This is a genomic window from Mucilaginibacter dorajii, assembly GCF_024808255.1.
GTDB lineage: Bacteria > Bacteroidota > Bacteroidia > Sphingobacteriales > Sphingobacteriaceae > Mucilaginibacter > Mucilaginibacter dorajii.
Genome location: NZ_JANTYS010000040.1, coordinates 1 through 26,309, shown reverse-complemented (window position 1 = coordinate 26,309; position 26,309 = coordinate 1). Strand labels below are relative to the sequence as shown.

Sequence of the window (26,309 nt, the reverse complement as noted above, 5' to 3'; positions counted from 1 at the left end):
AAAGTCCTTGCTCCTCTGTCCTTCTATCTTTACTCTCAAAAAGATCCTTGTTCCTTGCTCCAAAAATCTTTTGTCCAAAAGCCCTTCTAAAATAACCTGGCCCGTTTTTTTCTGATGACGGGTAAACCATCCTCATTTATATCTACATGGTGGGTTGCGTTTGGTACGGCCGAAAGCCCATCACCGCCAATTTCCTGGTTATCGGCCAGGTTACGCACAAAATGGTCGGCATCATTTTCAAGAGATTTTTCGTCCTCCAGGCTGTTTAGCGCGGTAATTTTATTATTGGTATCTACCTGCACCTGCAAGCTAAGGGGAATGGGTATAAAACACTGCTTGTCACCGTCGAGGGTAACGGGGTGCAGCTTATTAGCATTCACGGCTAAACTGCCATCTGCTTCCTGCGTGTAATTTAGCATCTCATAGCCTTTTTGCTTTAGCTGCTCTTTAATGTCGTTTTGCATGACTTTACTTTTAAAAAAGCAGCCGTATTACCGGCCGCCTTCACAGTATTGTAAATATAAGTAAAATGATGAGATCCTAAGAAGCTGTTTAAAAACGGTTCTGGAAAGATATTACAGTCAAAAAAATCGCATTGCTTCGTTGTTTACGTTCATAATGATGTATTTCGTTTTCTTGGTATCGGTAGAACGCTGGAGACGACTCACCCCGGCAGCGCTTCGCTGGCCGACCCTCTCTCCGGCTGAAGCCGCAAAGAGGGTAAAAACTGTTTTTATTTTCCGCCCCTCTATGCGACGCAGTCGGAGAGAGGGGAAGACGGGCGTAGCCTCGTCGGGGTGAGTCGTCTGCGCCTTGTTCACGTCATGCTGTCCTTCAGATATCGAAAATCTTACCAAAGGCAGTAACAATCTATTTTTCTTATTTTTAAACAGATCCTTAGAAGCGGTAATAAAACAAATAAAAAGGTCCGTTATTGCGCTACCTCATGTACACATCTTTCTAAAAAAGAAAATTTCATTTCGATAGAGCGAAGACGGGGTAAAGCGAGGTGCGAAAGAAAAATCTTATACAAGCGATGAGCAAACATGGCTGCTCGTATAAGATTTCGCCTCACCTCCGGCGCGCAATCCACTCCGGTTCGTTTCGAACTGACATCGTTTTTGTTTAGTGATACGATTTCAAAAGATGTGCACACACAGTAGCTCAAGAGGGGATTCGCGAGTGCCCTCGCTTTTAATGGTCATTTCCACCTTCACGAATTTCACCACTCGCAAACAGCTATTCTTTTCGCGTTCAAACAGATCCTTACATGTGCTTTAAACCGCAGTCAATACGCATTCTTTTTAATACCATTGTATCGCCTTCGGCCACCAGTTCATGTGTATGGTGATAATGCACCTTAGGCGCACTGCCCGTTATGCTTTTTACCGCGTAGTTCACTTCCGATTGGTTGGCCGCTTTAAGTTTACCGCGCCTTATCAAATCTTCCAAAAAAGCTTTTGCCTGTAACTCTTCAGAAACAGGCTGCAAAGGCCCTACGTCAAGGGCAGCGCCGGTGATATTAAACTGCTTAGGTTCAACAGCCGAATGTACCATGATGGAATCACTGCCCAAACCGTATTCCTGCACCGGGATCATCATCTTAGGCAAATCATGGCTTTCGTTCATCGGGGCAGCCATTGCGGTGATACCCATAGCAAACTGCTGATGGATGCTTTGGCTGCTGGCTGCAGAAATGATACCATGTTTGATAAACGAACTTTTGAGCGCATCGGCGTAAGGTCCCGGGAAAAGAGAACTTGCCGAGGCGATCATTTTAACTGCAACCTGGCTGTAAAATGTTGATACCACCGCCGCCGCACGGATTCCTGCAATCAATATTTTACCCATATCGGTACTCACCTGCAGTAAATTAGGCTCATCCTGCGCCGGCATTGTTTGAAACATCCTGGCAAGCCCGTCAAAAAAAGCAGAGGTAAATACCCGCGAAAATGAATGCGGTTCGGATGATAAGCTGGTTGCGGGGGCATTTGAAGGCAGCGTATTAGGATCGCGGTAAAAAAAGGCGTTTACCGCGTTGCGTAAACAATCAGGCTCAACCAGCGTGGGGTGGCCTTGCCTTATGGCCCAACTCAATTGCTCGGCCAGTCTTGACAGGCTTGAATTACTGTATAAGGAATAGCTGGTTTCGGCCAGCACATCATGCCGCATACTGGGCACCTGTAACGCGCACAGGATGGCGCTCATATCGCCAAATGATTCGTGAAACGCGCCTATTTCAATACTTGCGGCATCCCAAAGCTGCGGTTTAATGGCATCTAAAATAGCATGCCCCTGTTCATGACAAACAATATCCGGACTTTCACAAGAATAAACCGTACGTGAACCTGCCTGCCCCTGGAAAAAACGCAGACCAACACGGTCGTAATACGCGTTAAAGTCTTCGCCGTGATACAAATCTACAGGCAATACCTTCCCTACCTGCCACTTAACGCCAGGCAACAAAGGCGACCAAAAAGCAGAGGCGCGTTCAAGCGAAGCCGCCGCAGCCCAATAACGAAACTCGGCCGTACCCGGCGAATAAATTTGCGCGGCAGGCGCGGTTGAAGGATTTTCTATTTTGGTAGGCAAAGTACCTGCACTTAGCTGTGGCTGATTAATCTGGATCATTGGCCCACCATCAGGCTGGCTACCCCACCCTGGATCTTGCTGCCAGGCAGAAATATTAGCCGGCGTGCTTGTTTTTGTTGTTTTCATATCAATTGATTTAAGGTATTTGTACAATCGGGTTAATCGCCTTTATAAACAAAAGGGATAATGAACGTCCAGGTGATTACCAGCAACGAGCCTATATAAGACTGATAAAAAGATAAAGTAGCAAATACGCCGCCTAAGGTGTATAGCCAGATGATAAAGGAGACGGCCGAAATAAGTACTGCCGGCCATTGCGCGGTACTTACACTGGTATCGCTGCGGGTGCCGAATGCACGTAACACCACAAGCAGAACCAGGCACACTGCCGACCATACCCACAGTGCGGTGTTGTTGCCTTTAGGGATGATACCCTGGCCCGTAACATAAATACTAATAATTTCGCCGGGTATTAATTTAACCAGCCGTTCATAATAAGGCGTTTCCTGGATGCTACCAGCAAGCCCCATCTTTTTTTTGTCGATACGTAGTGATGCAATGTTCATGATAATATGGGATTAGGTTAATTTGCTGTTTATACACCTAATTACAACAGAACTCAAATACAGCCAGGGATGCTGTATTTATTTACAAGTTTATAATTGATTTAGGCTTGTATAAATATAGGGACTTATTAAGCAATACAACAATAACTTTTAAATACTTTTTTTCGGTGCAGGGCAAATTATTCAACAGCATTTCCATATAAAAGCTTTGTCATCCTTGAGTTGTAAAATTTCGCGAAATTCTGAAGCTGGAATGACATTTCAAATAAAGAACTGTCATCCTGAGGAACGAAGGGTCTTCTTCGATCTGCTCATTGCAAAATTTTATAATGAAGAAGATCCTTTACTACGTTCAGGATGACAAACGTTTTTGAGTAATGTTATCATATACAACTTTATAAATCATACCCAATAAAAAAAGGCACAGTATTAAAACCATGCCTCTTATTTATCTCGGGCAAAAACCTTTCAGTTTTCGCCTTTAACCTTTAACCTAAATATTAGTAACGGTAGTACTCCGGTTTAAACGGACCTGCAACAGTTACACCAATGTAATCGGCCTGATCCTGGTCTAAAACTTCCAGCTCAACACCAATTTTGGCAAGGTGTAAGCGGGCAACTTTTTCGTCAAGGTGTTTTGGCAGGGTGTAAACTTCGTTTTTGTAAGCTGCACCGTTTGTCCAAAGCTCCAGCTGGGCTAAAGTTTGGTTGGTGAATGAGTTACTCATTACAAAGCTTGGGTGCCCTGTAGCGCAACCTAAGTTTACCAAACGGCCTTCGGCCAATACAATAACATCGCTGCCGTCTATAGTATATTTATCAACCTGTGGTTTAATTTCAATTTTGGTATTGCCATAAGCGCTGTTTAACCAGGCCATATCAATCTCGTTATCAAAGTGACCGATGTTACAAACGATAGCCTTATCTTTCAAAGCGCGGAAATGCTCTTCGCGAACAATGTTTTTGTTACCTGTTGCAGTAACCACAATATCGGCTTCTTTAATAGCAGTGCCTAATTTTTTAACCTCAAAACCTTCCATAGCTGCCTGCAAAGCACAGATAGGGTCAATTTCGGTAACAATAACGCGTACACCAGAGTTACGTAAAGAATCTGCCGAACCTTTACCTACATCGCCATAACCGCAAACAACGGCTACTTTACCGGCCATCATTACATCGGTAGCACGGCGGATTGCGTCAACCAGTGATTCGCGGCAACCGTATTTGTTATCAAATTTCGATTTGGTAACCGAGTCATTAACATTAATAGCCGGCATTGGTAATGTACCCGCTTTCATGCGCTCGTATAAACGGTGCACACCTGTGGTGGTTTCTTCTGATAAACCTTTAATATCGGCAATCAGTTCAGGGTATTTATCCAATACCATGTTGGTTAAATCGCCACCATCATCAAGGATCATGTTCAATGGCTTGCGGTCTTCGCCAAAGAATAAAGTTTGCTCAATACACCAGTCAAATTCTTCGGCGTTCATACCTTTCCAGGCATAAACAGAAGTACCGGCGGCAGCAATAGCAGCGGCGGCATGATCCTGTGTTGAAAATATATTACATGACGACCAGGTAACTTCGGCGCCGAGCGCAATTAATGTTTCAATTAATACAGCCGTTTGGATGGTCATGTGTAAACAGCCGGCAATACGCGCGCCTTTTAAAGGCTGGCTTGCGCCAAACTCGGCACGTAAGGCCATAAGGCCCGGCATTTCTGCTTCGGCCAATTCAATTTCTTTACGACCCCATTCGGCTAATGAAAAGTCTTTTACCTTGTATTTGGTATATACAGTCTCTACTGATGACATAGTTTCTTTTTATTTTTTGTGCAAATTTAACTTATATGTTTGTCAAAATGAAATACGTATTTGGCCGGGAAACGGACGTATTGAGGGAAACTTTTTCTGGAGAATAAACGCGGCTTACCCGGTCTGCACTTTGCCAAACCAGTTGCCGCCGCCTGGGGCAGGCTGGGCGGGTTCAATAAAACCGCTATTCCTTAACCACACCCATGGTAAGCTGGCCATTGTATACGCCACCTGTTTCAACCAGCAAGGTTTGGGTTTTTATTTGGCCGGTAATTTTGCCGGTGGCCCTTATTTCGAGGGATTCGGTTTGGATATCGCCATAAACGGTACCATAAACTACAATTTCTTTAGTGATGATGTTGCCCTTTACTTCGCCTTTTTCGCCGAGAATAAGACCTTCGGTTACGGTTACATCGCCGTTAACCAATCCATCAATGCGGGCAACCGCCGGTGCATTAAGGCTGCCATCTAAAATGCTTCCCTCACTTATCAGTGTTGATATAGCCTGAAGATCAAGCGAAACTTTATCCTTTTTACCGAAAATAGCCATAGGTGTTTGTTAGTAGTAAGTATCAAGTAGTAAGTATTTACTTCCTGCTTGATACTCTTCTTATTTGTACCAGGTTGTAAGTATCTTATAGCAGCTATATGGGTCTTGCTACTTGATACTTACTACTTGATACTACCTTATTTATTTAGCGTTAAAAAATTAACGGGGTTTACTGGTTTACCGTTGCGACGTACCTCATAGTGCAGGTGCGCGCCGGTGGAGTGGCCGGTGGAACCTACCAGGCCTATTTCATCGCCAAGGTTTACCTGTTGCCCTACTTTCACCTTAATTTTTGAAAGGTGCCCGTACACAGTTTGAATATCGTTAATGTGCTGTATGCGGATGCAGTTGCCGTATCCGTTTGTCCAGCCGGCAAAAACAATTTTGCCACTGGCGGTACATTTTACTTCATCGCCTTTTTTGCCCTTAAAATCAATACCGGGATGAAACTCGGCACTGCTGCTGTCAAAAGGATCGCTACGGTAACCAAAAAACGAAGTAAATGAGCTGATGCGCGGGTAGCCCATTGGCGTAAAAGCAATGGTACCCATTAGGTGGTTAAGGTAATCGTTGTACAGGGAGTATACTTCTTTATCGCTTAGTTTTTTGCCCTCGGCATTGCTATCGCCACCCAAACCTTTGGTGCTAAAACCTTTCAAACCGCGGCGGCGCAGGTAATCGTTAATGGTTTTTAATTTGCCTTCAATGGCCTGGATATATGATTGCGCGCTGCCCTCTTTACCTTGTACCTGTGGCACGGCGGTAGCTACGGGTATAGCACCTTTAAGTTTAGCTATTTGCACCAGCAGCTTTTGTTTTTCTATTTCCTGCGCTGTGTTTTGTGATCTTAAATAAAAAACACAGCCAACCAAAACCACTACAACAGCTGCAATGCCAGCCGCGTAATGTTTAATTCTGTTAAGATGTTTGGTTTTTATTTGTAAAGACTTTGTAGGCAATTGGTTCTTATTTATGATAACAACCGTACTGATATCAGATGTCTTTTTTTTCATCAACTTTATTAATTAGGGGCTTGCAATATAACGATAACATCGAATATATCAATAGCTAATAATAACAATATCCTTACTATGTGGCCGTTATATCAAAAAGCCACATCGTCAGCAAATTGTTATTATTGCGTTTTTTAAACGCAAACTGCATATCATTTCTTATTTTTGTTAGTTGATAAAAATCTAATTAAAGAAAATATACTATGTATCCAGAATATTTGGTTGCCCCAATGCGGGAAGATTTAACAAGAGTAGGCTTTACAGAACTGAAAGATGCTGATGCGGTAAAAAGCGCCATTGAAAGTGAAGGTACTGTATTTGTAATGGTAAACTCGGTATGCGGTTGCGCTGCTGCCAACGCGCGCCCTGCCGCCAGGATTGCCGCTGCTAACGAGAAACATCCTGATAAATTGGTTACCGTTTTTGCGGGTATGGAAAAAGACGCGGTTGATACTGCACGTAACTACATGTTGCCTTATCCTCCGTCATCACCATCAATGGCTTTGTTTAAAGATGGCAAGCTGGTACACATTATTGAGCGCCACCAAATTGAAGGTCGCCCCGCACAAATGATTGCCGATAACCTGATTGGTGCTTTTGAGCAATACTGCTAATTTTTAGGCGAAAGGTTAAAGCTGAAAGGCAAAAGGTTAAAGAAGCATATTCTTTAACCTTTTTTTATGTTGCCGGTGGCAGATTGGGCTATTAGTTAATCTTTAAAGTCGTTAAGTATCCTATCTAATAATATTGGATCAATTCTAAAGTCCGTTAATTTAATCATATCAAAATAGGGCCTTAAAGAAGTAATCTTATTTTGTTGACGTGCCGTAATCAGAACCCCAATAGTTCCGGTAAAACGGATATTAAGTTGACCGGCGAGCCGACGTCCTTTAAAATCATCCACAATAAGTAAAGCATTAGGAATTTCCTGGGCTAAAGCAATAGCACTTGCTTCTCCTAAATCTACCTGCTTATTGTAGGTCACAACCAGGTCTACATCCTTTACGGGTATAATCTGTATCCAATCTGGCAAAGTTTTTTTAAACTCTGCTGCGATTTCGGGTGTGGTTATTATATGTTGATAGATGTTATGAAGTAAATCAAACGCCTTGATATTATCGAGTAGTATCAAACAACTAGTATCTGTAATAACTATGTATTCAGCCATTGATCCGGGCTATATCAGCCATTATATCTTCATACGAATACTGAATATAGTTTACGCCAAAGCTATTAAGTACAGCCGGGAAATCTGCCTTATCGATACCGCACATTTCAGCAGCCTGCCCTAATGACAACTTGCCGGCTTCATAAAGCTTGGCTGCAATTAAACGTACTGTTTCGTCGTGCGCTTCCTCAAGTGCGTCCGGAACTTGTAATGTTATTGTAGTCATGATATAAAGATAGTCATAAAAATCAAAAAAATAGAACAGTCAAGCGCATAGTACAAAAGCCATCGTTACCTTGACTTAATGTCGGCTTTCAATACCCTTTGGCCTTTATCCTTTGGCCTTTAACCTCTCCTACAGTCTATTCGCTTCTCAAACTCTTTACCGGGTTCATCAGCGCCGCTTTAATACTCTGGTAACTTACCGTAAGTAGTGTGATGATAATTGAGCCCAATGCCGTTGCCCCAAAGATCCACCAGGAAAGCTCGGCCCGGTATTTATAGTCCTGTAGCCAGCCGTGCATAAAGTAATAGGCTGTTGGTATTGATATAAGCAAGGATATAGAAACCAGCACCACAAAATCTACCGACATTAAACGCCACAGGCCAAATACCGATGCACCCAGTACTTTGCGTACGCCAATCTCTTTGGTGCGCTGCTCGGCCATAAACGAGGCCATACCAAACAAGCCCATACAGCTGATGAAGATGGCTAACAAGGTAAAGAAACCGGCAAGCTTGCCTATCCGCTCTTCGTTGGCAAATTTGTTGGCGTATTGATCGTCGGTAAATTTATATTCAAACGGACTGCCCGGGGCGTATTGTTTCCAGGCATTTTCAATTTTAGCCAGGGTTTCATGCGCGCTCATTTTGGGGTTGATACGAATATCTATCAAACCACCGTTGTATTTGGTAAGATAAAACATCGTTGGCTGCACAGGTTCATATGGCGATGACATTACCATATCCTTCACCATGCCAATCACCCGAAATTTGCGACCCCATTCCAGCATTTCGCCTACAGGATGGGTAAAATGCATGAACTTGGCCGCAGCTTCGTTCACAATCATACCCGATGAATCGGCCAGGTTATCTTTTTCAAAATCCCGCCCTTCCAATACTTTCCATTGCGCGGTTTTACCAAAGGTGGGGCTTACTGCAATAGTACCAAAATCATCCTGTAAAGCGGGATCTTTACCGCGCCATTTAAAGCCGCTGTTATCAGAGTAAACATCCGTTAAGGGGCTGTCCGATTCGGCCATTTCAATAACCGCGCCCGATTGTACAAGGTCATTCCGCACAGCATCAAAATGTTTATGGATCTCGTCGGTACGCATGTCAATCTGGATCAGCCCGGTACGCTCATAACCAACCGGTCGGTTTTTGGTATACTGTACCTGCCTGAAAACGATGATGGTGCCAATAATAAGCGTAACCGAAACCGTAAACTGTAATACCACCAATATTTTGCGGGGCAGCGCAGCAAGCCTGCCTGCCTTAAAAGTGCCTTTTAATACTTTTACCGGCTGAAATGATGAAAGATAAAACGCCGGGTAGCTGCCAGCTATGATACCGGTAAAAATGCTGAACCCTATCCCCATGATCCAAAACAAGGGGTTAAACCAAAGCACATGCATTGTTTTATCGGCCACCTGGTTAAACCATGGTAAAACAAGTTGTGCCAAAACTAATGACAACAGGAAAGCGAACACCGTTATCATCATCGATTCCATAAAAAACTGGCCAATGAGCTGGCTGCGCAACGAGCCCACCGTTTTACGGATGCCCACTTCTTTAGCGCGCTTTTCGCTGCGGGCAGTACTTAAATTCATGAAATTGATGCAGGCCAGCAACAAAACAAACATACCTATGAGGCCAAACATCCACACAAATTTAATGTCGCCGCCATTATTGACGCCGTTTTTAAAATCACTGTATAAATGCCATTTGCTCATGGGATGCAGAAAGACTGCCGCCTTAAAGGTTAAACCCAATTTATCGCCGGTGAGAGCCAGGCCCTGCATTTTCAGGTCTTTTATTTTTGCCGATACCTTATCTATATCTGCATTGGGTTGCAATTGCGCAAACAGCTGCCAGGAGTTATTGCCCCAAGTGGTACGAGCCTGCTTAAGGTAAGGCTGGGTGGTCATGAACAAATCCCAAGGGGCAATAAACGCCAGGTCATGAAAACTGGTGTTATGCGGCAGATCTTCATATACACCGGTTACTTTAACATTCCACTGGTTATCTATTTTTACCGGCCTAAACATAGGGTCGGTATCGCCAAAAAGGGCTTTAGCCAATGATGCCGACAGCATAATAGACGACTGATCTTTTAATGCCGACCGCGTGCCTTTCAGCATTTTAAGCGTGAGCATATCAGGTGCCTGGGCCTGCATGTAGGAGCCTGCCTGCGAAAGTTTTTTATCGCCAAAAGCCAGTATGTGGTTAAAATTCCAGGTAGATAACACCATGTATTTAAAATCGCTTTTATACTCATTGCCCAATTTGTAGCCAAGGGGGATGGGGATGGAGTTTTGGGTACCAACATCGCCATTAAAAGTCTGGTGCTGCATAACCCGCACAATACGGTTGTAGTTATCATGATATTGATCATAGGATAACTCATCCCATATCCACAACCCTATCAGCACTGCCACAGCCATGCCAACCGATAGCCCGGTTACATTGATAAATGTATGCGCCTTGTTTTTAATAAGGTTACGCCAGGCGATTTTTAAATAATTCTTTATCATGGTATTTAAACTCTAATTCTTCTAAACTCTAAATCCTAATTTCTAAACGCTAAACCCCAAATTCTAAACGCTAAACTCTAAAAACTGAAACCAAATGCTAAGAATCCCCACTTTCACTAATGACCAATGACAGCGCAGCGAAATGACCAATGACTAATAATCCTTGACTCTATTCCGATCTCAGGCTTTTTATAGGGTTAATTAACGCGGCTTTAATGGTCTGGAAACTTATGGTTGCCAGGGCTATGCAAATGATAATTAGTCCCGACAGGGCAAACATCCACCATTGCACAGCTGTGCGATAGGCAAAGCCCTGCAGCCAGTTATTGGTGCTGTACCAGGCTATTGGCGTGGCAATTATTAAAGCTGTAAAAACCAACAGTAAAAACTCTTTTGACAACAATGCAAACAACGACGTTACACTAGCTCCTAATACTTTGCGGATACCTATTTCTTTAACCCTTTGTTCTGCTGTAAACATGGCCAAACCTAACAGGCCAAGGCACGATATAAAAATAGCCAGGAAGGCAAATGTGTTTGATAGTTTACCAACCACCTGCTCACTTTCATACAATTTATTATACTCTTCGTTGGAGAAGGTGTACGAAAAAGGAAATGCGGGGTTTACCTGTTTATACAATTTAGCAAGGCCTGCCAACGCTTCGGGTGTTTTGCCGGGCTGTGTACGCACCAATATGTGCCCGTACCATACCCTTTCGCCAAAAGCCATAATTAAAGGCTCAATCTGCTGATGTAACGATTCGTAATTAAAGTCCTTCATCACCCCAATAATAGGGCCCTTGTTTCCATTTATAATGATCATTTTGCCAACAGGACTGGCATATCCTATCGTTTTAACTGTGGCTTCATTTACTATGAAGCCGGCGGTATCGGTTGGGAAGTTTTTTGAAAAATCCCGTCCGTCAATCATTTTTAGCTTCATGGCCGATGCAAAATCATACCCCACGATAGAGGTAGAAAATTGCACCTTAATGTTGGGGTCTTTACCCGCCCAGTCAACTGCTACAGTTTGGTTATCAAGCGATGTAGGATCATCAGAAATTTTACTTACCTGGCTTATTCCCGGTATCTGCAAAGCTTCCTCTTTAAAAAATTCGTACTTTTTACTCAGGTCACCTTCTATGGGTATGTACACCAGGTTATCTTTATCATATCCCAAATTTCTGTTTTGTATAAAAGATACCTGTTTGGCGACTACAATGGTGCCAATAATGAGCACAACAGAAAGTACAAACTGAAAAACAACCAACCCTTTACGAAACCATACCGAGCCACTATCTGGCCGCATGGTACCTTTTAATACTGTTAACGGATTAAAAGATGACAGGAACAAAGCGGGGTAACTGCCCGATATACACCCCGTTAGTAAGGTAATACCAACCAGGTTTAGCCAAAAGGAATATTGTGCAAAAGGGATTACCATATGCTTTTGAGTAACAGCATTAAAAAACGGCAGTAAAGTATACGCCATTAAAATGGCCACAATTACCGCTATCGCGGTAACCATAACCGCCTCGCCAATAAACTGAATGATGAGCACCATTCTTACAGCTCCCACAACTTTGCGTACCCCTATTTCGCGGGCCCGTTTTATAGACCTGGCCGTAGTTAAATTCATAAAATTGATGCAGGCTATAAGCAGTAAAAAAACTGCAACTATGCTAAACAGATGCACATACTGAATTTTACCGCCATCAATTTTCCCATTTGTAAAATGAGCATGCAGGTACACCTCGCTAAACTTTTGCAGACCAAGCTCAAGTCGGTAGGTATTATCAAACTTTCGATAGGTATCAACAAAGTGGTTTATTTTTTTTTCTACAAGAGCTGGGTTTGATCCTTTACGCAGCATCACAAAAGTACGTGGCCCGGTTATAGACCATGCACCTGCCCATGGATACTCGGCCGTAAAGGCCCGCCAGTTCATGAGGTAATCAAACCTGCGGGATGTATTTTCGGGCAGATCTTCAAATACCGCGGTAATGCTAAAATCATGCTTGTTTTTATAACGGATGGTTTTGCCCATGGCAGCCTGCGGACTACCAAAAAACTGGTTAGCCATTTTATGAGAAATAGCCATGCTCTCCGGCGAACTTAAGGCCGATTGCGCGTTGCCCTGTAACAAAGAATAGCTAAACATCTTAAACAGATCGGGATAGGCAGCAGTGCCTTCTTCTTTTAGCGTTTTATCACCTGCCTGGAAAGTATTTATATCGTTATCCTCTTGCATGGTTACCGCGTATTCAATTTCCGGAATCTGTTTCTTTAATTCGGCGGCCAGTATTGGGGCGGTATCGTAATTACCATCTATTTTATGATTGTAATATTCGCGCTCATAAACCTGGTAAAGCCGGTCGCCATTTTGATGATAGGCATCAATACTCAATTCACTTTGTACCCAAAGCAAAATGAGTAAACTGCAGGCCAGGCCAACCGATAGGCCAACAACGTTAATGAACGAATGCGCCTTATTTTTTACAATATTACGCCAGGCTATTTTTATGTAGTTCTTTAACATGATTTTTAAACTCTAAAACACAATCACTAAACCCTAATTTTTAAACTCTAAAATCCAATTTCTAAATCCTAAAAACTGAAACCAAATGCTAAGTATCCCGCTTCCACTAATGACTAATGACAGCGCAGCGAAATGACCAGTGACTATTCACTTCTCAGGCTTTTAACCGGGTTGGCCAGCGCCGCTTTGATGGCCTGGAAACTTACCGTTAACAGTGTTATGCTGATAGCCCCGATGCCTGCAAATGCAAATATCCACCAGGTTATGGTTTCTTTGTATTGATACTGCTGCAGCCAGCCATTCATAAAGTAATAGGCCACAGGTACCGCAATTAACAGGCTTATGGCTACCAGCACCACAAATTCTGTAGATAGTAAGCGCCACAAATTTACTACCGATGCACCGAGCACCTTGCGTACGCCAATTTCTTTTACCCGCTGCTCGGCCACAAATGAGGCTAAGCCAAACAAGCCCAGGCAGGATATAAATATAGCCAAACCGGCAAACACAGATGCCAGGTTGCCAATGCGCTGCTCGTCGGCAAACTTGTGGGCGTACTCGTCATCATTAAATTTAAAATCGAACGGGCTGCCGGGATTGTATTTTTTAAATACTGTTTCAATTTTGCCTAATGCGTCATGTACAGGAACATTTGGTTTGATGCGTACGGTTATATAGCCTACCCAGTAGGGATTCATTAAAAATATGGTAGCAATGGTTTTGTTATAAGGCGATTCCATCACCATATCTTTTACCACTCCTGCTATTACAAAGTTTTTACCTCCCCACCGCATCATTTTCCCTACCGGATTTTTAATCCCGCTCAGTTTTACTGCCGATTGATTTAGTATAATCGCGCTGGTATCCGTTGCGTAATTTCTTGAAAAATCACGCCCCTCCAACACCTTCCAGCCTACGGTGTTGCCAAAATCATAGGTTACACCTATGGTGCCAAATGTAGGATCATAACCGGGGGCTTTACCCTCCCAGTCAAACCCGCCATTGTTTGACCATATTTGCGTGGTGGTGCTGTTTGATTCGGCCATATTGCTTACAGCCCCGGTTTGGATCAGGTCGGTACGTAAGGCATCATAATGCCCGTATATTTCGGGGGTATTCATTTCAATAGTGATCAGCCCGGCACGCGAATAGCCAACGGGGCGGTTTTTGGCATAATTTATTTGCCTTAACACCACTATGGTTCCTATTATTAAAACAATAGATACTGTAAACTGCAGCACTACCAGCACCTTGCGGGGCACCGATGCCAGTCGGCCAACTTTAAAAGTCCCCTTAAGAACCTTTACAGGGTTAAAGCCCGATAAATAGAATGCGGGATAGCTACCTGATAATAAGCCGGTAAAAATGGCAAAGCTTAAAATTCCTATCCAGAAAAAGGTATTACCCCAGGGAACAGATACTTCTTTATTAGCAATTTGATTAAAATAAGGAAGAACCAGTATCACCAGTATAAAAGTTAAACCAAGCGCTAAAAAAACAACCAGCAATGATTCGCTTAAAAACTGCTTAATGAGCTGGCTGCGTACCGAACCAATAGCCTTGCGGATACCAACCTCTTTAGCCCGCTTTTCGCTTTTGGCAGTGCTCAGGTTCATGAAATTGATGCAGGCCAGCAACAAAACAAACATACCAATGAGCCCAAAAAGCCAAACAAAGCGGATACCACCACTTACCGATACACCGTTTACAAATTCGCTGTAAAGATGCCATTTGGCCATTGGATGTACCATCATTACCTCGTCGTTCATTTTAAAATGAGGTTTGGTTATATTTCTTATTTTGGCAGATACTTTATCAAAATCTGCCCGATCATTCATCAATACAAACAAGTTACAGCCATGATTACCCCAGGCGGCTGTTTGAGTGTTCCACCAGTTAGCCTTGTTACTCCAGGGCAGCATAAATTTGGTGGCGTAAAACGACGTATTGTGCGGCAGATCCTGGTAAACGCCTGCAACTTTCATATCTGTTTTATTATCAATACGCACCACCTTGTTTATAGGATCGGCATTGCCAAACAAGGCCGTAGCTACCGATTGCGCGAGTATAAAAGACGAAGGCTCATTAAAGTTGGCATAGTTGCCTTTTATCATTTTTAACGATAATATTGCGGGTAAGGCTGGCTCGGCCCACATACCGTTTTGCGAGATCTTTTTATCGCCAACGGCCATAATATGGGTACCGCCCCAGGTTAAGGCGGTTAATTTAAAATCGCCCGCATACTTATTGCGCAGCTCCTCACTTAGCGGCACCACCGTAGTAGGGAATGTTTGGGTTTCGCCATTGGAGGTTTGCGTGGTCATGATCTCGCCCACGCGGTTGTACGTTTGATGATATTTATTAAAGGATAATTCATCCCACATCCATAAACCTATCAGCATAGCTACTGCCATCCCGATAGAAAGCCCCGCCACATTTATAAAAGTGTGCCCCTTGCTTTTAACAATATTACGCCAGGCGATTTTTAAATAGTTCTTCAGCATATTGTTTAAACTCTAAATCCTAATTTTTAAATCCTAATTTCTAAACCCTAATTTCTAAACTCTAAAAATAAATCTCAAATTCTAAGCATTCCTACTTTCACTAATGCCCAATGACAGCGCAGCGAAATGCGCAATGACTAATAATTCCTGTCTTGATTCCTCACTCTTAATTCTTGACTCTATTCGCTTCGCAGGCTTTTTATAGGGTTAATTAATGCTGCTTTAATGGCCTGCAGGCTTACCGTTGCCAGGGCTACCAGCACTATAATAGCGCCGGATAAGGCGTAGATCCACCATTGCATAGGGCTACGGTAGGCATAGCTTTGCAGCCATTGGCCCGCAGCATACCATGCAATAGGCAAGGCAATAAACAGCGAGATCACTATCAGCAATAGAAACTCTGATGACAACAGCGCGAACAACGAGCTAACACTTGCGCCTAATACTTTGCGGATGCCTATTTCTTTAACACGCTGCTCTGCCGTAAACATGGCTAAACCTAACAAGCCAAGGCAGGATATAAATATGGCTAAAAAGGCAAAGGCATCAGAAAGCCGGCCGATGATCTGCTCATTTTGATACAGCTTCTGGTATTGCTCATCGCTAAAGTAGTACGTGAACGGAAACGACGGATTAAGCTCTTTACATATTTTTTCCATACTGGCCAAGGCTTGTTTGGTTTTGCCCGGCTGGGTGCGCACCAGGATATTGCCCCATTGCTCGTTTTCGCCAAGCCGAATAATCAATGGTTTGATCTCTTCATGCATGGAATTAAAATGGAAATCTTTCATTATGCCGATGATGGTTCCTGGTTTACGCCAAAAGGTGAGTGGTTTACCAATAGGGTCTTTATAACCAATCCGTTTAAGGGCGGCCTCGTTCATGATATAACCTACCGAGTCTGTTGGATAATCCTTTGAAAAATCCCGGCCCTCTAATAGCTGCAATTTCATTGTTTTGGCATAATCATACCCTACAGATGCCTGGGTAAACTGGATGTTTATGGTGGTATCTTTACCAATCCAATTAACGCCGCCGGTGCTGTTTTGTATGTTTGTTGGCGTATTGGTAGTGCGGGTTATCCGTTGTACACCGGGCATTCTTAAGGCTTCATCCTTAAACAGGTTGTATTTTGCCGCCAAATTGCCATCCATCGGGATGTAGATCATATTCTCCCTGTCATATCCCAGGTTTTTTGATTGGATGTAATTCATCTGCCGGGATATTACAATAGTACCGGTTATTAATATTACCGATAATACAAATTGAAAAACAACCAGCCCCTTACGAAACGTTGTGGTACCTGCGTCAAGCTTTAAAGTACCCTTCAACACTTTTACCGGGTTAAAGCCCGATAAAAACAAGGCCGGGTAACTGCCAGATATCAGGCCGGTTACAAGCGTGATCAATACCAATCTACCCCAGAAAGCGGCCTGGTTAAAAGGCAATACCAGTTGTTTTTGGGTTACCTGGTTAAATACGGGCAGCAACATCACCAGTAACACTAATGAAAACGCGACAGAGATGGTAGTGATCAGTAACGACTCGCTGATGAACTGTTGTATTAAGGCCGAACGCACCGCGCCTACTACCTTGCGTACGCCTATTTCTTTAGCCCGTTTTACCGACCGCGCTGTTGACAGGTTCATGAAGTTGATGCAGGCTATCAATAAGATAAAAATAGCCACGATGCTGAACAGGCGCACATATTCTATACGGCCGCCTGTGATTTTTCCGTCTTCAAAATTGCCATGGAGGTAACCATCGCTATAGCGCTGAAGTGCCAGATCGATAATAAAAGTTGCCGTTTTACGATTGAGGTTACTGTAAGTATCTAAAAAATTAGAGATCTTTTTTTCAAATTTAACCGGGTCGGCATCTGCACGCAGCATGACCAAGGTTGATGGCCCCTGATTACCCCACTCACGTGCCCAACTGTTTTCTTCTAAAAAGTTGAACCAGTTAACCACGTAATCAAATTGCTGTGATGAGTTTTTAGGCAAATCCTCGAATACCGCCGTTACCGTAAAGTTTTTATGATTTTCATAACGGATGGTTTTGCCAATGGCAGCCTGCGGACTGCCAAAAAACGCAGTTGCCATTTTACGTGATATAGCCAGGCTAACGGGTGTGTTTAACGCGGTTTGCGCATTGCCCTGCAACAGTTTATAGCTAAACAAATTAAAATAATCGGCACTGGCAGACGTACCCTGCTGTTTAAGCACTTTATCGCCCACCTGGAAGGTATTGTTTTGACCAAATCCTAAATTAGCGGCATACTCTACTTCGGGTAAAACCTTTTTCATTTCCCCGGCGGTAATACCAGGAGTATTATAGGAGCCATTTGTTTTATGATCAAAATGCTGCTGTTCATAAACAGAATATAAACGACTGCCGTTTTTGAAAAACGCATCAACGCTTAACTCATTTTGTACCCAAAGCATAATAAGCAGGCTACAAACTAATCCAACCGAAAGCCCGGCCACATTGATAACGGTTTGGACCCTGTTCCTGGTAAGGTTACGCCACGCTATTTTTAAATAATTTTTGATCATGGTGTTTAAATTCTAAATCCTAATTTTTAAACTATAAATCTTAACTTCTAAACTCTAAATCCTAATTTTTAAACTATAAAAAATGAGCCTCAATTATAAGTATCCCTGCTTTTACTAATAACCAATGACTCTTCCCGTCTTGATTCCTGGTTCTAACTTCTTGACTCTATTCAGATCTCAGGCTTTTTATTGGGTTAACCAACGCTGCTTTTAGGGCCTGGAAGCTTACCGTTACCATAGCTATTACAATGATGATACCGCCGGCCATGGCAAATACCCACCATTGCATAGGGGTTTGATAAGCAAAATCGCGCAGCCAGGCACTCATGGCGTACCAGGATACCGGCAAGGCTATAAACAGCGATATGATCACCAGCACCAAAAACTCTGTTGACAAAAGCGCGAACAACGAGCGTGCACTGGCACCCAAAACTTTACGGATACCTATCTCTTTAATGCGCTGCTCGGCTGTGAACATGGCTAAACCTAACAGGCCAAGGCACGATATAAATATGGCCAGGAAGGCAAAGGCGTTTGAAAGTTTGGTTACTATCTGTTCATTTTGATAAAGCTTTTGATATTCCTCGTCAGAAAAACTGTAACTGAACGGGAACGCCGGGTTCATTTGTTTGGCAAGGGTTTCCAGGCTGGCCAATGCTTCGCGGGTTTTACCGGGTTGGGTTTTAACCAGGATATTGCCGTAACCTTCCTGCTCGCCATACCTGATGATCAGCGGCTCTATCCGCTCGTGCAGCGATGCAAAATGAAAATCTTTCAGCACGCCGATGATGTGTCCTTTTTTGCCCCAAAAAGTTAAAGGCTTGCCAATAGGATCCGTATATTTCAGTCTGCTTAACGCTACCTCATTGATGACGTATCCCACAGAGTCGGTACCGTAAGCCTTTGAAAAATCGCGGCCGGCAGCCATTTTTAATTTCATGGTTTTCACAAAATCGTAGCCTACCGATACCTGGGTAAACTGAATTTGTACACCATGATCTTTACCTATCCAATCAACATCAGATGTTCCGTTATCCAGGCCGGTTGGCGTAGCGGTGATACGGCTTATCGACTTAACACCCGGCATTTGCAAGGCTTCATCTTTAAACAGCTGGTATTTATGGATGAGCTCGCCACTCATCGGTATGTAAATAAGGTTTTCGCGATCGTAGCCCAGATTTTTTGATTGCACATAATTCATTTGTTTGGATATCACAATGGTAGCTGTGATCATCACTACCGACAGGAAAAACTGGAATACCACCAGCCCTTTACGGAACATTGTTGTGCCGGTATCTAATTTCAAGGTGCCTTTTAAAACTGTAACCGGGTTAAATGATGATAAAAATAAAGCCGGGTAACTGCCGGATATAAAACCCGTTATTAAAGTGATGCCCGCTAATTTTAGCCAGAAAGCGGTTTGGTTAAATGGCAGCTCAATCTCTTTTTGAGTAATGTGGTTAAACACAGGTAGCAGCAATACCAATAACAGCAAAGCCACCCCAACGGCTAATACAGTTATCAGCATCGATTCACCTATAAATTGTTTGATCAATACCGAACGTACAGCACCAACTACTTTGCGCACCCCTATTTCACGGGCGCGTTTAACAGAGCGGGCCGTGGTCAGGTTCATGAAATTGATACAGGCTATCAACAAAATAAAAATAGCCACAATAGTAAACAGGCGTACGTACTCAATACGACCACCCTTAAATTCGCCATTCTCAAAGTTGTTATGCAGGTATCCATCTTTAAAAAGCTGCATGCCCAACTCTTCAGTGAATACGCCCTTCTTTTGGCCCTTGTTAAGGTTATCTAAAAAGTGGGTAAGCTTTTTTTGAACCAGATCTGGGTTGGCATCGGCCCGCAGCAAAATAACGGTTGAAGGCCCGTTGTTGCCCCATATTTTTGCCCAGTCGTTATCGGCTAAAAAAGCATCCCAGTTCATCATAAAATCGTATTGCTGCGATGATGTTTTGGGCAGGTCCTGGTAAACGCCGGTTACCTTAAAGTCCTTGCGGTTTTCATAGCGGATGGTTTTGCCAATGGCGGCTTGCGCGCTGCCAAAAAACACTTTGGCCATTTTATTGGAGATGGCCATGCTTACGGGGGTATTCAACGCGGTTTGCGCGTTGCCAGCCAATAGCGGAATAGTGAACATTTTAAAAACATCGGCTCCACCGCTTACACCGCCCATCTTCGCAATTTTATCGCCAACCTGGAAGGTGTTATCGCCACCATAGGAAATCCCTGTTGATGCCTCAATTTCGGGAATCTGCTTTTTCAGCTCATCGGGTAATAAGCCTGGTGTATTATACTGCCCAACAATTTTATGATCATAATACTGGCGTTCATAAACCGAGTATAAGCGACTGCTGTTTTTGTGATAAGCATCAATCTCCAGCTCGTTTTGCACCCAAAGCAAAATTAACAAGCTGCAAGCCAGCCCCACAGAAAGCCCCGCGATGTTGATAAACGTATGCGCCTTATTACGGATAAGGTTTCGCCATGCTATTTTGATGTAATTCTTAATCATTGTTTATTGGTTCACTGGTTCATTAGTTCATTGGTCTTGTCTGGTGGCCAATTCCATCACAAATCCACAATGCTTCTATCTTGATTCCTGACTCTTAATTCTGACTCTATTTTTCGCTCCTGTCTTGATACTTGATACTAACTACTTGATACTATTCTGCTTTTAAACTCTTCACCGGGTTCATCAGGGCTGCCTTTATGGCCTGGAAACTTACGGTGAACAGGGCCACTACTACCGCCAATATACCGGCCAGGGCAAACATCCACCAACTTATGGTTACGCGGTATTCAAAATCCTGTAGCCATTTGCTCATACCCCACCAGGCCAAAGGCGTGGCTATCACAAAGGCGACGATCACCAGCTTTAAAAAATCTGTAGATAATAACTGCACTATGCCCGTTACACTTGCACCTAATACTTTGCGGATGCCAATTTCTTTGCTGCGCTGCTCGGCACTAAAGGCTGCCAGGCCAAACAAGCCAAGGCACGATATTACAATGGCCACCAAAGTAAATGAATTGATGATCTGCGATAGCATGATCTCGGTTTCATATTGCTTTTGAACCTCGGTATCCAGGAAGGTGTATTCAAAAGGCACCTCGGGGAGGTCCTTATGCCAAACTGCCGACATTTTTTCGAGCAGGGACTTATAATTGCTACTACCTACAGAAACTACCATGCTGTTGAAATAGCCGGGATCGTTTTGATACACCATCATAAACGGGCGCACCTCGCTGTGCAGCGAATTGTAGTTAAAGTTTTTCATTACGCCGGCTACTTCCACAAAGGTGGCAGGTTTGCCGTCGTATTGCGAGTACAGCCTGGTGCCTGGTGCTTTTTGCACATCCAGGCCAAGGCGTTTGGCTAATGTTTCGTTAATCAATACCCGGTTGGTATCGTTCATCCTAAAATCGCGACCGCTTATTAAGCTAACGCCATTTGTTTTCACAAAATGCTCGTCGGTGTTAATGTTTTGGGCGTCAACGGCTTCGGCCATATTGCCGCCTGCTAGGAAAACGCCATGATCATGGGGCACAAACTGCCCCAAATAGTTATCAGCATTGTTAACGGCTTTTACTTCTGCCAGTTCTTTCAGGTCATTGGTGAAAGCAGGCATCTTTTTCTGCGAGCTTTCGGTGTAAAAGTTGAAGATCAGCTTTTGATTTTTATCGAAACCAAGATCTCTATTTTTGATGTAGTTTAGCTGACTATAGATAATAATGATACCAGAAACCAAAACTATAGATAAAACAAATTGGAAAACCACCAGCGATTTACGAATGCCTGTAGCCGAAACCTGGCTGGTAAAATTACCTTTGATCACCTTAATAGCCTCAAAAGCCGACAGGTAGAATGCAGGATAACTACCCGCAACCAAACCGGTAACGGTGATAAGGCCTAACAGCAGCACCCAAATTTTATAATTACTAAAAAAGGCCAGTTGAATATCTGCTTTGGTGATCTGGTTAAGATAAGGCAGCAGTATTATGAGCAACGGCAATGCAATGGCAACACCTATAAAAGCCAACAGGAACGATTCGCCTAAAAACTGTTTGATCAAATCGCCTTTACCTGCGCCTATCACTTTACGCACACCAACTTCCTTGGCACGTTTGGAGGCGCGGGCGGTAGATAGGTTCATGAAGTTGATACAGGCAATCCCCTGGATCATTACCGCTATTAATATCAGCAGGAATAAAAACTTAGGGTCAAGCGTTTTGCTCAGCTCGTTTTCAAAGCCGGGGGTGGTATGAATGCTGTTAACCGGCTGTAAGTGTAAAACCTTTTTCATACCGATGTCTTTTAACTGCTGCGCCGCATGCTTGTTCAAAAAGTCGGGCAGCTTTTTCTCAAGTGCGGCAGCACTGGCATCGGGCCTTAATTTGATGTAGGCGTACAAAAAGTTATTGCCGGCCCAGGCATCATTCTTCCGTACCGACTCGCCAAAGCCGCCGCTGTTCATCGATACATATATATTACCATGAATGTGCGATTTACCCAGGCTTTCATCAACCACGCCACTTACCTTATAATCGTGCTTACCAAAACCGTTTTCGATTGATATCATTTTACCAACGGCGTCCTCGCTGCCAAAAAGTTTATCGGCAACTGGCTTAAACAATACGATAGTATAAGGTTCGGCCAATGCCCTCGTAGCGTTACCGCTTACAAAATGATAGGTAAACATGTCAAAAAAGGTAGAATCTACAAAAAGCGCGTCCTTCTCGTAAAACGACTTTTCTTTATAGCGCAACAGGTGTTGTTTGGCACCAAACTTTTCGGTAGTAACCACCCGGGTATATTGCTGTATCTCGGCAAACTCGCTTTTCATTGCAGGCGTTATCGGCGGCGAGCTTGCCCCGCTATGATGTTTATCGCCGGTAAGCTCCAGATCTGTAGTAAGCCGGTAAATATTGTTGGCACCCTTGTGCTGCTTATCATAACTATACTGATCCTGTACATACAATAAAATATACAGGCAACATAAAGTACCCGTAGCCAGGCCAATAATGTTGATGAAACTAAAGGTTTTGTTTTTTAACAAAAACCTCCACGCTGTTTTTAAATAACTTCTAATCATAGCACTTTAATTTTGCTTAAAGCTGAAGGCATAAAGCCTAAAGCTTTTTTTCATTCTAATTTTCACTGCTTTTTGCTTTAAGCCTTCGGCTTTAAGCTTCTATTCTGCTTTCAAACTCTTCACCGGGTTCATGAGCGCGGCTTTAATACTTTGGTAACTTACCGTTAGCATGGCTATCACAATTGAGGTGGCGCCGGCCAGGGCAAACATCCACCAGCTAATGTTGATACGGTAGCTGAAATCCTGCAGCCACTTGGTCATGGCCCACCAGGCTATTGGCGATGCAATAACAATGGCTACGAATACCAGTTTGATAAAATCAAATGAAAGCAGGGTGGTAATATTGCTGATGGTAGCGCCCAATACCTTGCGGATGCCTATTTCTTTGCTGCGCTGCTCGGCCATAAAGGCCGCCAGGGCAAATAAACCAAGGCAGGCTATAATAATGGCCAGCATCGCGAAGGTGGTAAAGATGCGCCCCATTCGTTGCACATCTGCATACATGTTGGCAAATTGCTCATCCATAAAGGAGTAACGGATAGATTGGTTTGGCGAAAAGCTTTTCCAAACAGCGGTGATCTGTGCTATGGTATTTTTCACGTTTGTGCCCTTTATTTTTACCGATACGATGGATGAGCTATTGCTCAAATGCATTGCTAATGGTGTTATCCCGCTACGCATCGATTCAAAATTAAAATCCTGCACTACGCCAATGATTGGCTTAGGCGGCCCGTAATTTGTGATACGCTTTCCTATAGGATTTTTAAGCCCTAACTTTTGCGCCATCGACTGGTTAATAATTACCGCTTGTGAGTCGGTTTTCATATCAGGGTTAAAATTACGACCGGCTATTAATTTCATCCCAAAGGTTTTGATATAGTCTTCATCAACATCCCAAAACTGTGCGCCGGTGCCGGCTTCCAGTTTTTCTTTTCCCTCGTTATGAAATTCGTTACCGTTACGCTTGGTGCCAGATACCGGCAAAAAATCGCTGATGGAAACACTTTTTACTGATGATAACTTCTGAAGCTCGCTTTTAAAAGTTTTAACCTGGCTATCTTCAAGGGTGTTTGTGCCCTGGATCATCAGTACCTGGTCTTTCTCAAACCCTACTTTTTTATTGAGGATATACTGCATCTGGCTATAAATAACCACTGTGCTAATGATAAGTATAATAGAGGTAGTAAACTGGAAAACAACCAGCCCATTCCGCAGGAACGAGCCTTTACTGCCGGTAGCCAGCTTACCCTTCAGCACATCAATAGGTTTAAAGCCCGATAGGTAAAATGCCGGGTAGATGCCCGCAACCAGGCCAACAATGCCTGCCGAAACCACCACAACCGGCAACAGCCACCATTGCTGCCATGGCATGGTTAATGATTTTGATGCCAATACATTAAAATACGGCAATAACAACGTAGCCAATATCAGCCCCAGCACAAATGAAAATAAGCTGTATAATAACGACTCTGTTAAAAACTGCTGAATGAGTCCGCTGCGTTGCGAACCTACTACTTTACGCAGGCCAACCTCTTTAGCCCTATTGGCCGATTTTGCTGTTGAAAGGTTAATAAAGTTGATGCAGGCTATCAATAATATAAACCCGGCCACCGCCCCAAACAGCCACACAAACCTAATATCCCCGTGCGACATACCATCATCTATTCCGTACGAATAAAGATTGATATCTTGGATGTTTTGCAACTCCATTTTAAATACACTCAGTATCTTTGAGGCATTTTTATCACCGTTCTTAAGCATATCTGGGATATAATAATTTTTGATTATCCCATTGGTCATCTTTTTGTTTAGGTTATTAATATTCACGCCCGGCTTTAGCAATACATAAGTGCTGTAATTATTAGCATCCCAGGTTTCCTGCTCGCCGTTCCAAAACTTTACACCGGCAAGCGTAAGTAAAAAATTGTATTGCAAATGTGTTGTTTTAGGAAAATCCTGCATCACTGCGCCAATTTTATACGGGCGGCTTTTATTATTATTAAGGTACATTACCTTGCCAACCGGGTTTTGACCGGGGAAATATTTATCTGCCTTGCTTTTAGATATCACCATGGTTTGCGGCTCGGTAAGCGCGTGTGCCAGGTCGCCATATACCATGGGCACTTTCAGGATCTCTAATAACGACTGATCGGCATAGGCAAAACCATCCTCGTGGGTATTTTCAACACCATCGGCATGTTTCAACTCGTTACTTCCCGCTCCCCAAAACAGGGAGTTAGGCATTAAACGACCCGCTTTTTCAATCTCTGGGTAATCGTTTTTAACAGTTTTGGCCATCACGGCGGGCCAGTCAACCCCTTTTCCATGCACGGTACCGTCATCATACGCGCTCACTATACGGTAAACCCTATTGGCATCCGGGTAGTTTTTATCAAAGCTAAGCTCATCGCGTATGTACAAAGCAATTAATAAACAGGCAGCAATACTAAAAGCAAAGCCGCCAATTTTAATGGCGGTATACATTTTTTGTTTGCGTAACTGCCTTATGGCAATCTTTAAATAATTTTTAACCATACCTGCGTTAATTAAAAAGTGTGTATTGCCTACGGCCCTCTTTATCTCTATATACTTCGGGTTTGGTGGTTGCAGCCTCGGCGCGTTATCCGTTGCTACCTCTTCTTCCGGTTTTATCTTTTTAAGGATCTGCTCAAAAAGCAAATAACTGTTTGCATCAGTGTTTGGCTGCTCATCCTGCCACCAATTAAAAATAAGCATCAACGAGGTTTTAAGCTCAGGATTTTCTATCAGCAAAAAATCAAGCTCACGCAACTCTTCTTCCGAAGCTTCCCCGGCCAGTTTTTTTGTCGCTAATTCCCAAACGTGGTCCTCTGCATTCATAAGTTGTTCAATAGGTTGGTTTCGATGTTAAATGAGCATAAACTACCAAGCTAATAGAATAAAACATGTGCCATTTATTTAACAATCAGTAAATCAACCAATTAAATCAAAAAATACAGACCAAGTGTTCGAATACGTACACGTTGTGCCCGCTTTTGTATCAACGCTATCCCGGTTGACCCGTCCGGAAATAGCTATACAGATTTGTGAGTAAATCCTGTAAATACTATACAAGGTATTCTGTTAGTCCTAAGATGAACTATACAGGTC

Annotated in this window: 16 protein-coding genes; 1 reads left to right on the top strand and 15 read right to left on the bottom strand. The window is 43.2% G+C overall.

Going from position 1 to position 26,309, the window contains the following annotated elements; all coding sequences use genetic code 11:
• Window positions 1-86 precede the first annotated feature (86 nt).
• The 6 genes from FHS10_RS28605 to FHS10_RS28580 all read right to left on the bottom strand — a co-directional run bounded on the left by FHS10_RS28605 (window position 87) and on the right by FHS10_RS28580 (window position 6,538).
• Window positions 87-464, bottom strand: coding sequence for a hypothetical protein (locus tag FHS10_RS28605; protein ID WP_259097608.1), 378 nt, complete (start codon window positions 462-464; stop codon window positions 87-89).
• A gap of 802 nt (window positions 465-1,266) precedes the next feature.
• The gene (locus FHS10_RS28600) at window positions 1,267-2,718 is read right to left on the bottom strand and encodes a gluzincin family metallopeptidase (protein WP_259097607.1); all 1,452 of its coding nucleotides are present in this window, start codon (window positions 2,716-2,718) and stop codon (window positions 1,267-1,269) included.
• Between the two features lie 32 nt (window positions 2,719-2,750).
• Window positions 2,751-3,158: a hypothetical protein gene (locus tag FHS10_RS28595; protein ID WP_259097605.1), complete on the bottom strand. Its 408-nt coding sequence runs from the start codon at window positions 3,156-3,158 to the stop codon at window positions 2,751-2,753.
• Window positions 3,159-3,658: 500 nt separating this feature from the next.
• A complete protein-coding gene (gene ahcY, locus FHS10_RS28590; RefSeq protein ID WP_259097604.1) occupies window positions 3,659-4,975 on the bottom strand; it encodes an adenosylhomocysteinase in 1,317 nt (438 codons plus the stop codon).
• 184 nt (window positions 4,976-5,159) lie between these two features.
• A complete protein-coding gene (locus FHS10_RS28585) occupies window positions 5,160-5,525 on the bottom strand; it encodes a bactofilin family protein (protein WP_259097601.1) in 366 nt (121 codons plus the stop codon).
• 137 nt (window positions 5,526-5,662) lie between these two features.
• Window positions 5,663-6,538, bottom strand: coding sequence for a M23 family metallopeptidase (locus tag FHS10_RS28580; RefSeq protein ID WP_259097599.1), 876 nt, complete (start codon window positions 6,536-6,538; stop codon window positions 5,663-5,665).
• A 203-nt stretch (window positions 6,539-6,741) separates the two neighbouring features.
• Here FHS10_RS28580 and FHS10_RS28575 point away from each other — a divergent pair, with 203 nt between their 5' ends.
• Window positions 6,742-7,152 (top strand): BrxA/BrxB family bacilliredoxin, encoded by a 411-nt coding sequence (locus tag FHS10_RS28575; protein WP_259097596.1) that lies wholly within the window; start codon window positions 6,742-6,744, stop codon window positions 7,150-7,152.
• Between the two features lie 95 nt (window positions 7,153-7,247).
• Here the strand turns inward: FHS10_RS28575 and FHS10_RS28570 are convergent, their stop codons facing one another.
• From FHS10_RS28570 to FHS10_RS28530, 9 genes are all read right to left on the bottom strand, one after another.
• On the bottom strand, window positions 7,248-7,706 hold the full coding sequence (locus FHS10_RS28570) for a PIN domain-containing protein (protein ID WP_259097593.1): 459 nt from the start codon (window positions 7,704-7,706) through the stop codon (window positions 7,248-7,250).
• The gene (locus FHS10_RS28565; RefSeq protein WP_259097592.1) at window positions 7,699-7,932 is read right to left on the bottom strand and encodes a UPF0175 family protein; all 234 of its coding nucleotides are present in this window, start codon (window positions 7,930-7,932) and stop codon (window positions 7,699-7,701) included. The genes FHS10_RS28570 and FHS10_RS28565 overlap by 8 nt, the downstream gene beginning before the upstream one ends.
• Window positions 7,933-8,068: 136 nt before the next feature.
• Window positions 8,069-10,462, bottom strand: coding sequence for an ABC transporter permease (locus tag FHS10_RS28560; protein ID WP_259097590.1), 2,394 nt, complete (start codon window positions 10,460-10,462; stop codon window positions 8,069-8,071).
• A gap of 169 nt (window positions 10,463-10,631) precedes the next feature.
• Window positions 10,632-13,001, bottom strand: a complete 2,370-nt coding sequence (locus FHS10_RS28555; RefSeq protein ID WP_259097588.1) for an ABC transporter permease — start codon at window positions 12,999-13,001, stop codon at window positions 10,632-10,634.
• Window positions 13,002-13,144: 143 nt separating this feature from the next.
• A complete protein-coding gene (locus tag FHS10_RS28550) occupies window positions 13,145-15,505 on the bottom strand; it encodes an ABC transporter permease (protein ID WP_259097587.1) in 2,361 nt (786 codons plus the stop codon).
• 179 nt (window positions 15,506-15,684) lie between these two features.
• Entirely contained in the window at window positions 15,685-18,060 is a 2,376-nt protein-coding gene (locus FHS10_RS28545; RefSeq protein ID WP_259097585.1) for an ABC transporter permease, read from the bottom strand.
• 166 nt (window positions 18,061-18,226) lie between these two features.
• Entirely contained in the window at window positions 18,227-20,599 is a 2,373-nt protein-coding gene (locus tag FHS10_RS28540; RefSeq protein ID WP_259097584.1) for an ABC transporter permease, read from the bottom strand.
• Window positions 20,600-20,750: 151 nt separating this feature from the next.
• Window positions 20,751-23,180 (bottom strand): ABC transporter permease, encoded by a 2,430-nt coding sequence (locus FHS10_RS28535; RefSeq protein WP_259097582.1) that lies wholly within the window; start codon window positions 23,178-23,180, stop codon window positions 20,751-20,753.
• 99 nt (window positions 23,181-23,279) lie between these two features.
• Window positions 23,280-26,039, bottom strand: a complete 2,760-nt coding sequence (locus FHS10_RS28530; protein WP_259097581.1) for an ABC transporter permease — start codon at window positions 26,037-26,039, stop codon at window positions 23,280-23,282.
• Between the last annotated feature and the right edge of the window lie 270 nt (window positions 26,040-26,309).

Bases quoted from the DNA above. Each gene is read 5' to 3' on its own strand.
- FHS10_RS28605 (WP_259097608.1), bottom strand. From the start codon at position 464: ATGCAAAACGACATTAAAGAGCAGCTAAAGCAAAAAGGCTATGAGATG.
- FHS10_RS28600 (WP_259097607.1), bottom strand. From the start codon at position 2,718: ATGAAAACAACAAAAACAAGCACGCCGGCTAATATTTCTGCCTGGCAG.
- FHS10_RS28595 (WP_259097605.1), bottom strand. From the start codon at position 3,158: ATGAACATTGCATCACTACGTATCGACAAAAAAAAGATGGGGCTTGCT.
- ahcY (WP_259097604.1), bottom strand. From the start codon at position 4,975: ATGTCATCAGTAGAGACTGTATATACCAAATACAAGGTAAAAGACTTT.
- FHS10_RS28585 (WP_259097601.1), bottom strand. From the start codon at position 5,525: ATGGCTATTTTCGGTAAAAAGGATAAAGTTTCGCTTGATCTTCAGGCT.
- FHS10_RS28580 (WP_259097599.1), bottom strand. From the start codon at position 6,538: ATGAAAAAAAAGACATCTGATATCAGTACGGTTGTTATCATAAATAAG.
- FHS10_RS28575 (WP_259097596.1), top strand. From the start codon at position 6,742: ATGTATCCAGAATATTTGGTTGCCCCAATGCGGGAAGATTTAACAAGA.
- FHS10_RS28570 (WP_259097593.1), bottom strand. From the start codon at position 7,706: ATGGCTGAATACATAGTTATTACAGATACTAGTTGTTTGATACTACTC.
- FHS10_RS28565 (WP_259097592.1), bottom strand. From the start codon at position 7,932: ATGACTACAATAACATTACAAGTTCCGGACGCACTTGAGGAAGCGCAC.
- FHS10_RS28560 (WP_259097590.1), bottom strand. From the start codon at position 10,462: ATGATAAAGAATTATTTAAAAATCGCCTGGCGTAACCTTATTAAAAAC.
- FHS10_RS28555 (WP_259097588.1), bottom strand. From the start codon at position 13,001: ATGTTAAAGAACTACATAAAAATAGCCTGGCGTAATATTGTAAAAAAT.
- FHS10_RS28550 (WP_259097587.1), bottom strand. From the start codon at position 15,505: ATGCTGAAGAACTATTTAAAAATCGCCTGGCGTAATATTGTTAAAAGC.
- FHS10_RS28545 (WP_259097585.1), bottom strand. From the start codon at position 18,060: ATGATCAAAAATTATTTAAAAATAGCGTGGCGTAACCTTACCAGGAAC.
- FHS10_RS28540 (WP_259097584.1), bottom strand. From the start codon at position 20,599: ATGATTAAGAATTACATCAAAATAGCATGGCGAAACCTTATCCGTAAT.
- FHS10_RS28535 (WP_259097582.1), bottom strand. From the start codon at position 23,180: ATGATTAGAAGTTATTTAAAAACAGCGTGGAGGTTTTTGTTAAAAAAC.
- FHS10_RS28530 (WP_259097581.1), bottom strand. From the start codon at position 26,039: ATGAATGCAGAGGACCACGTTTGGGAATTAGCGACAAAAAAACTGGCC.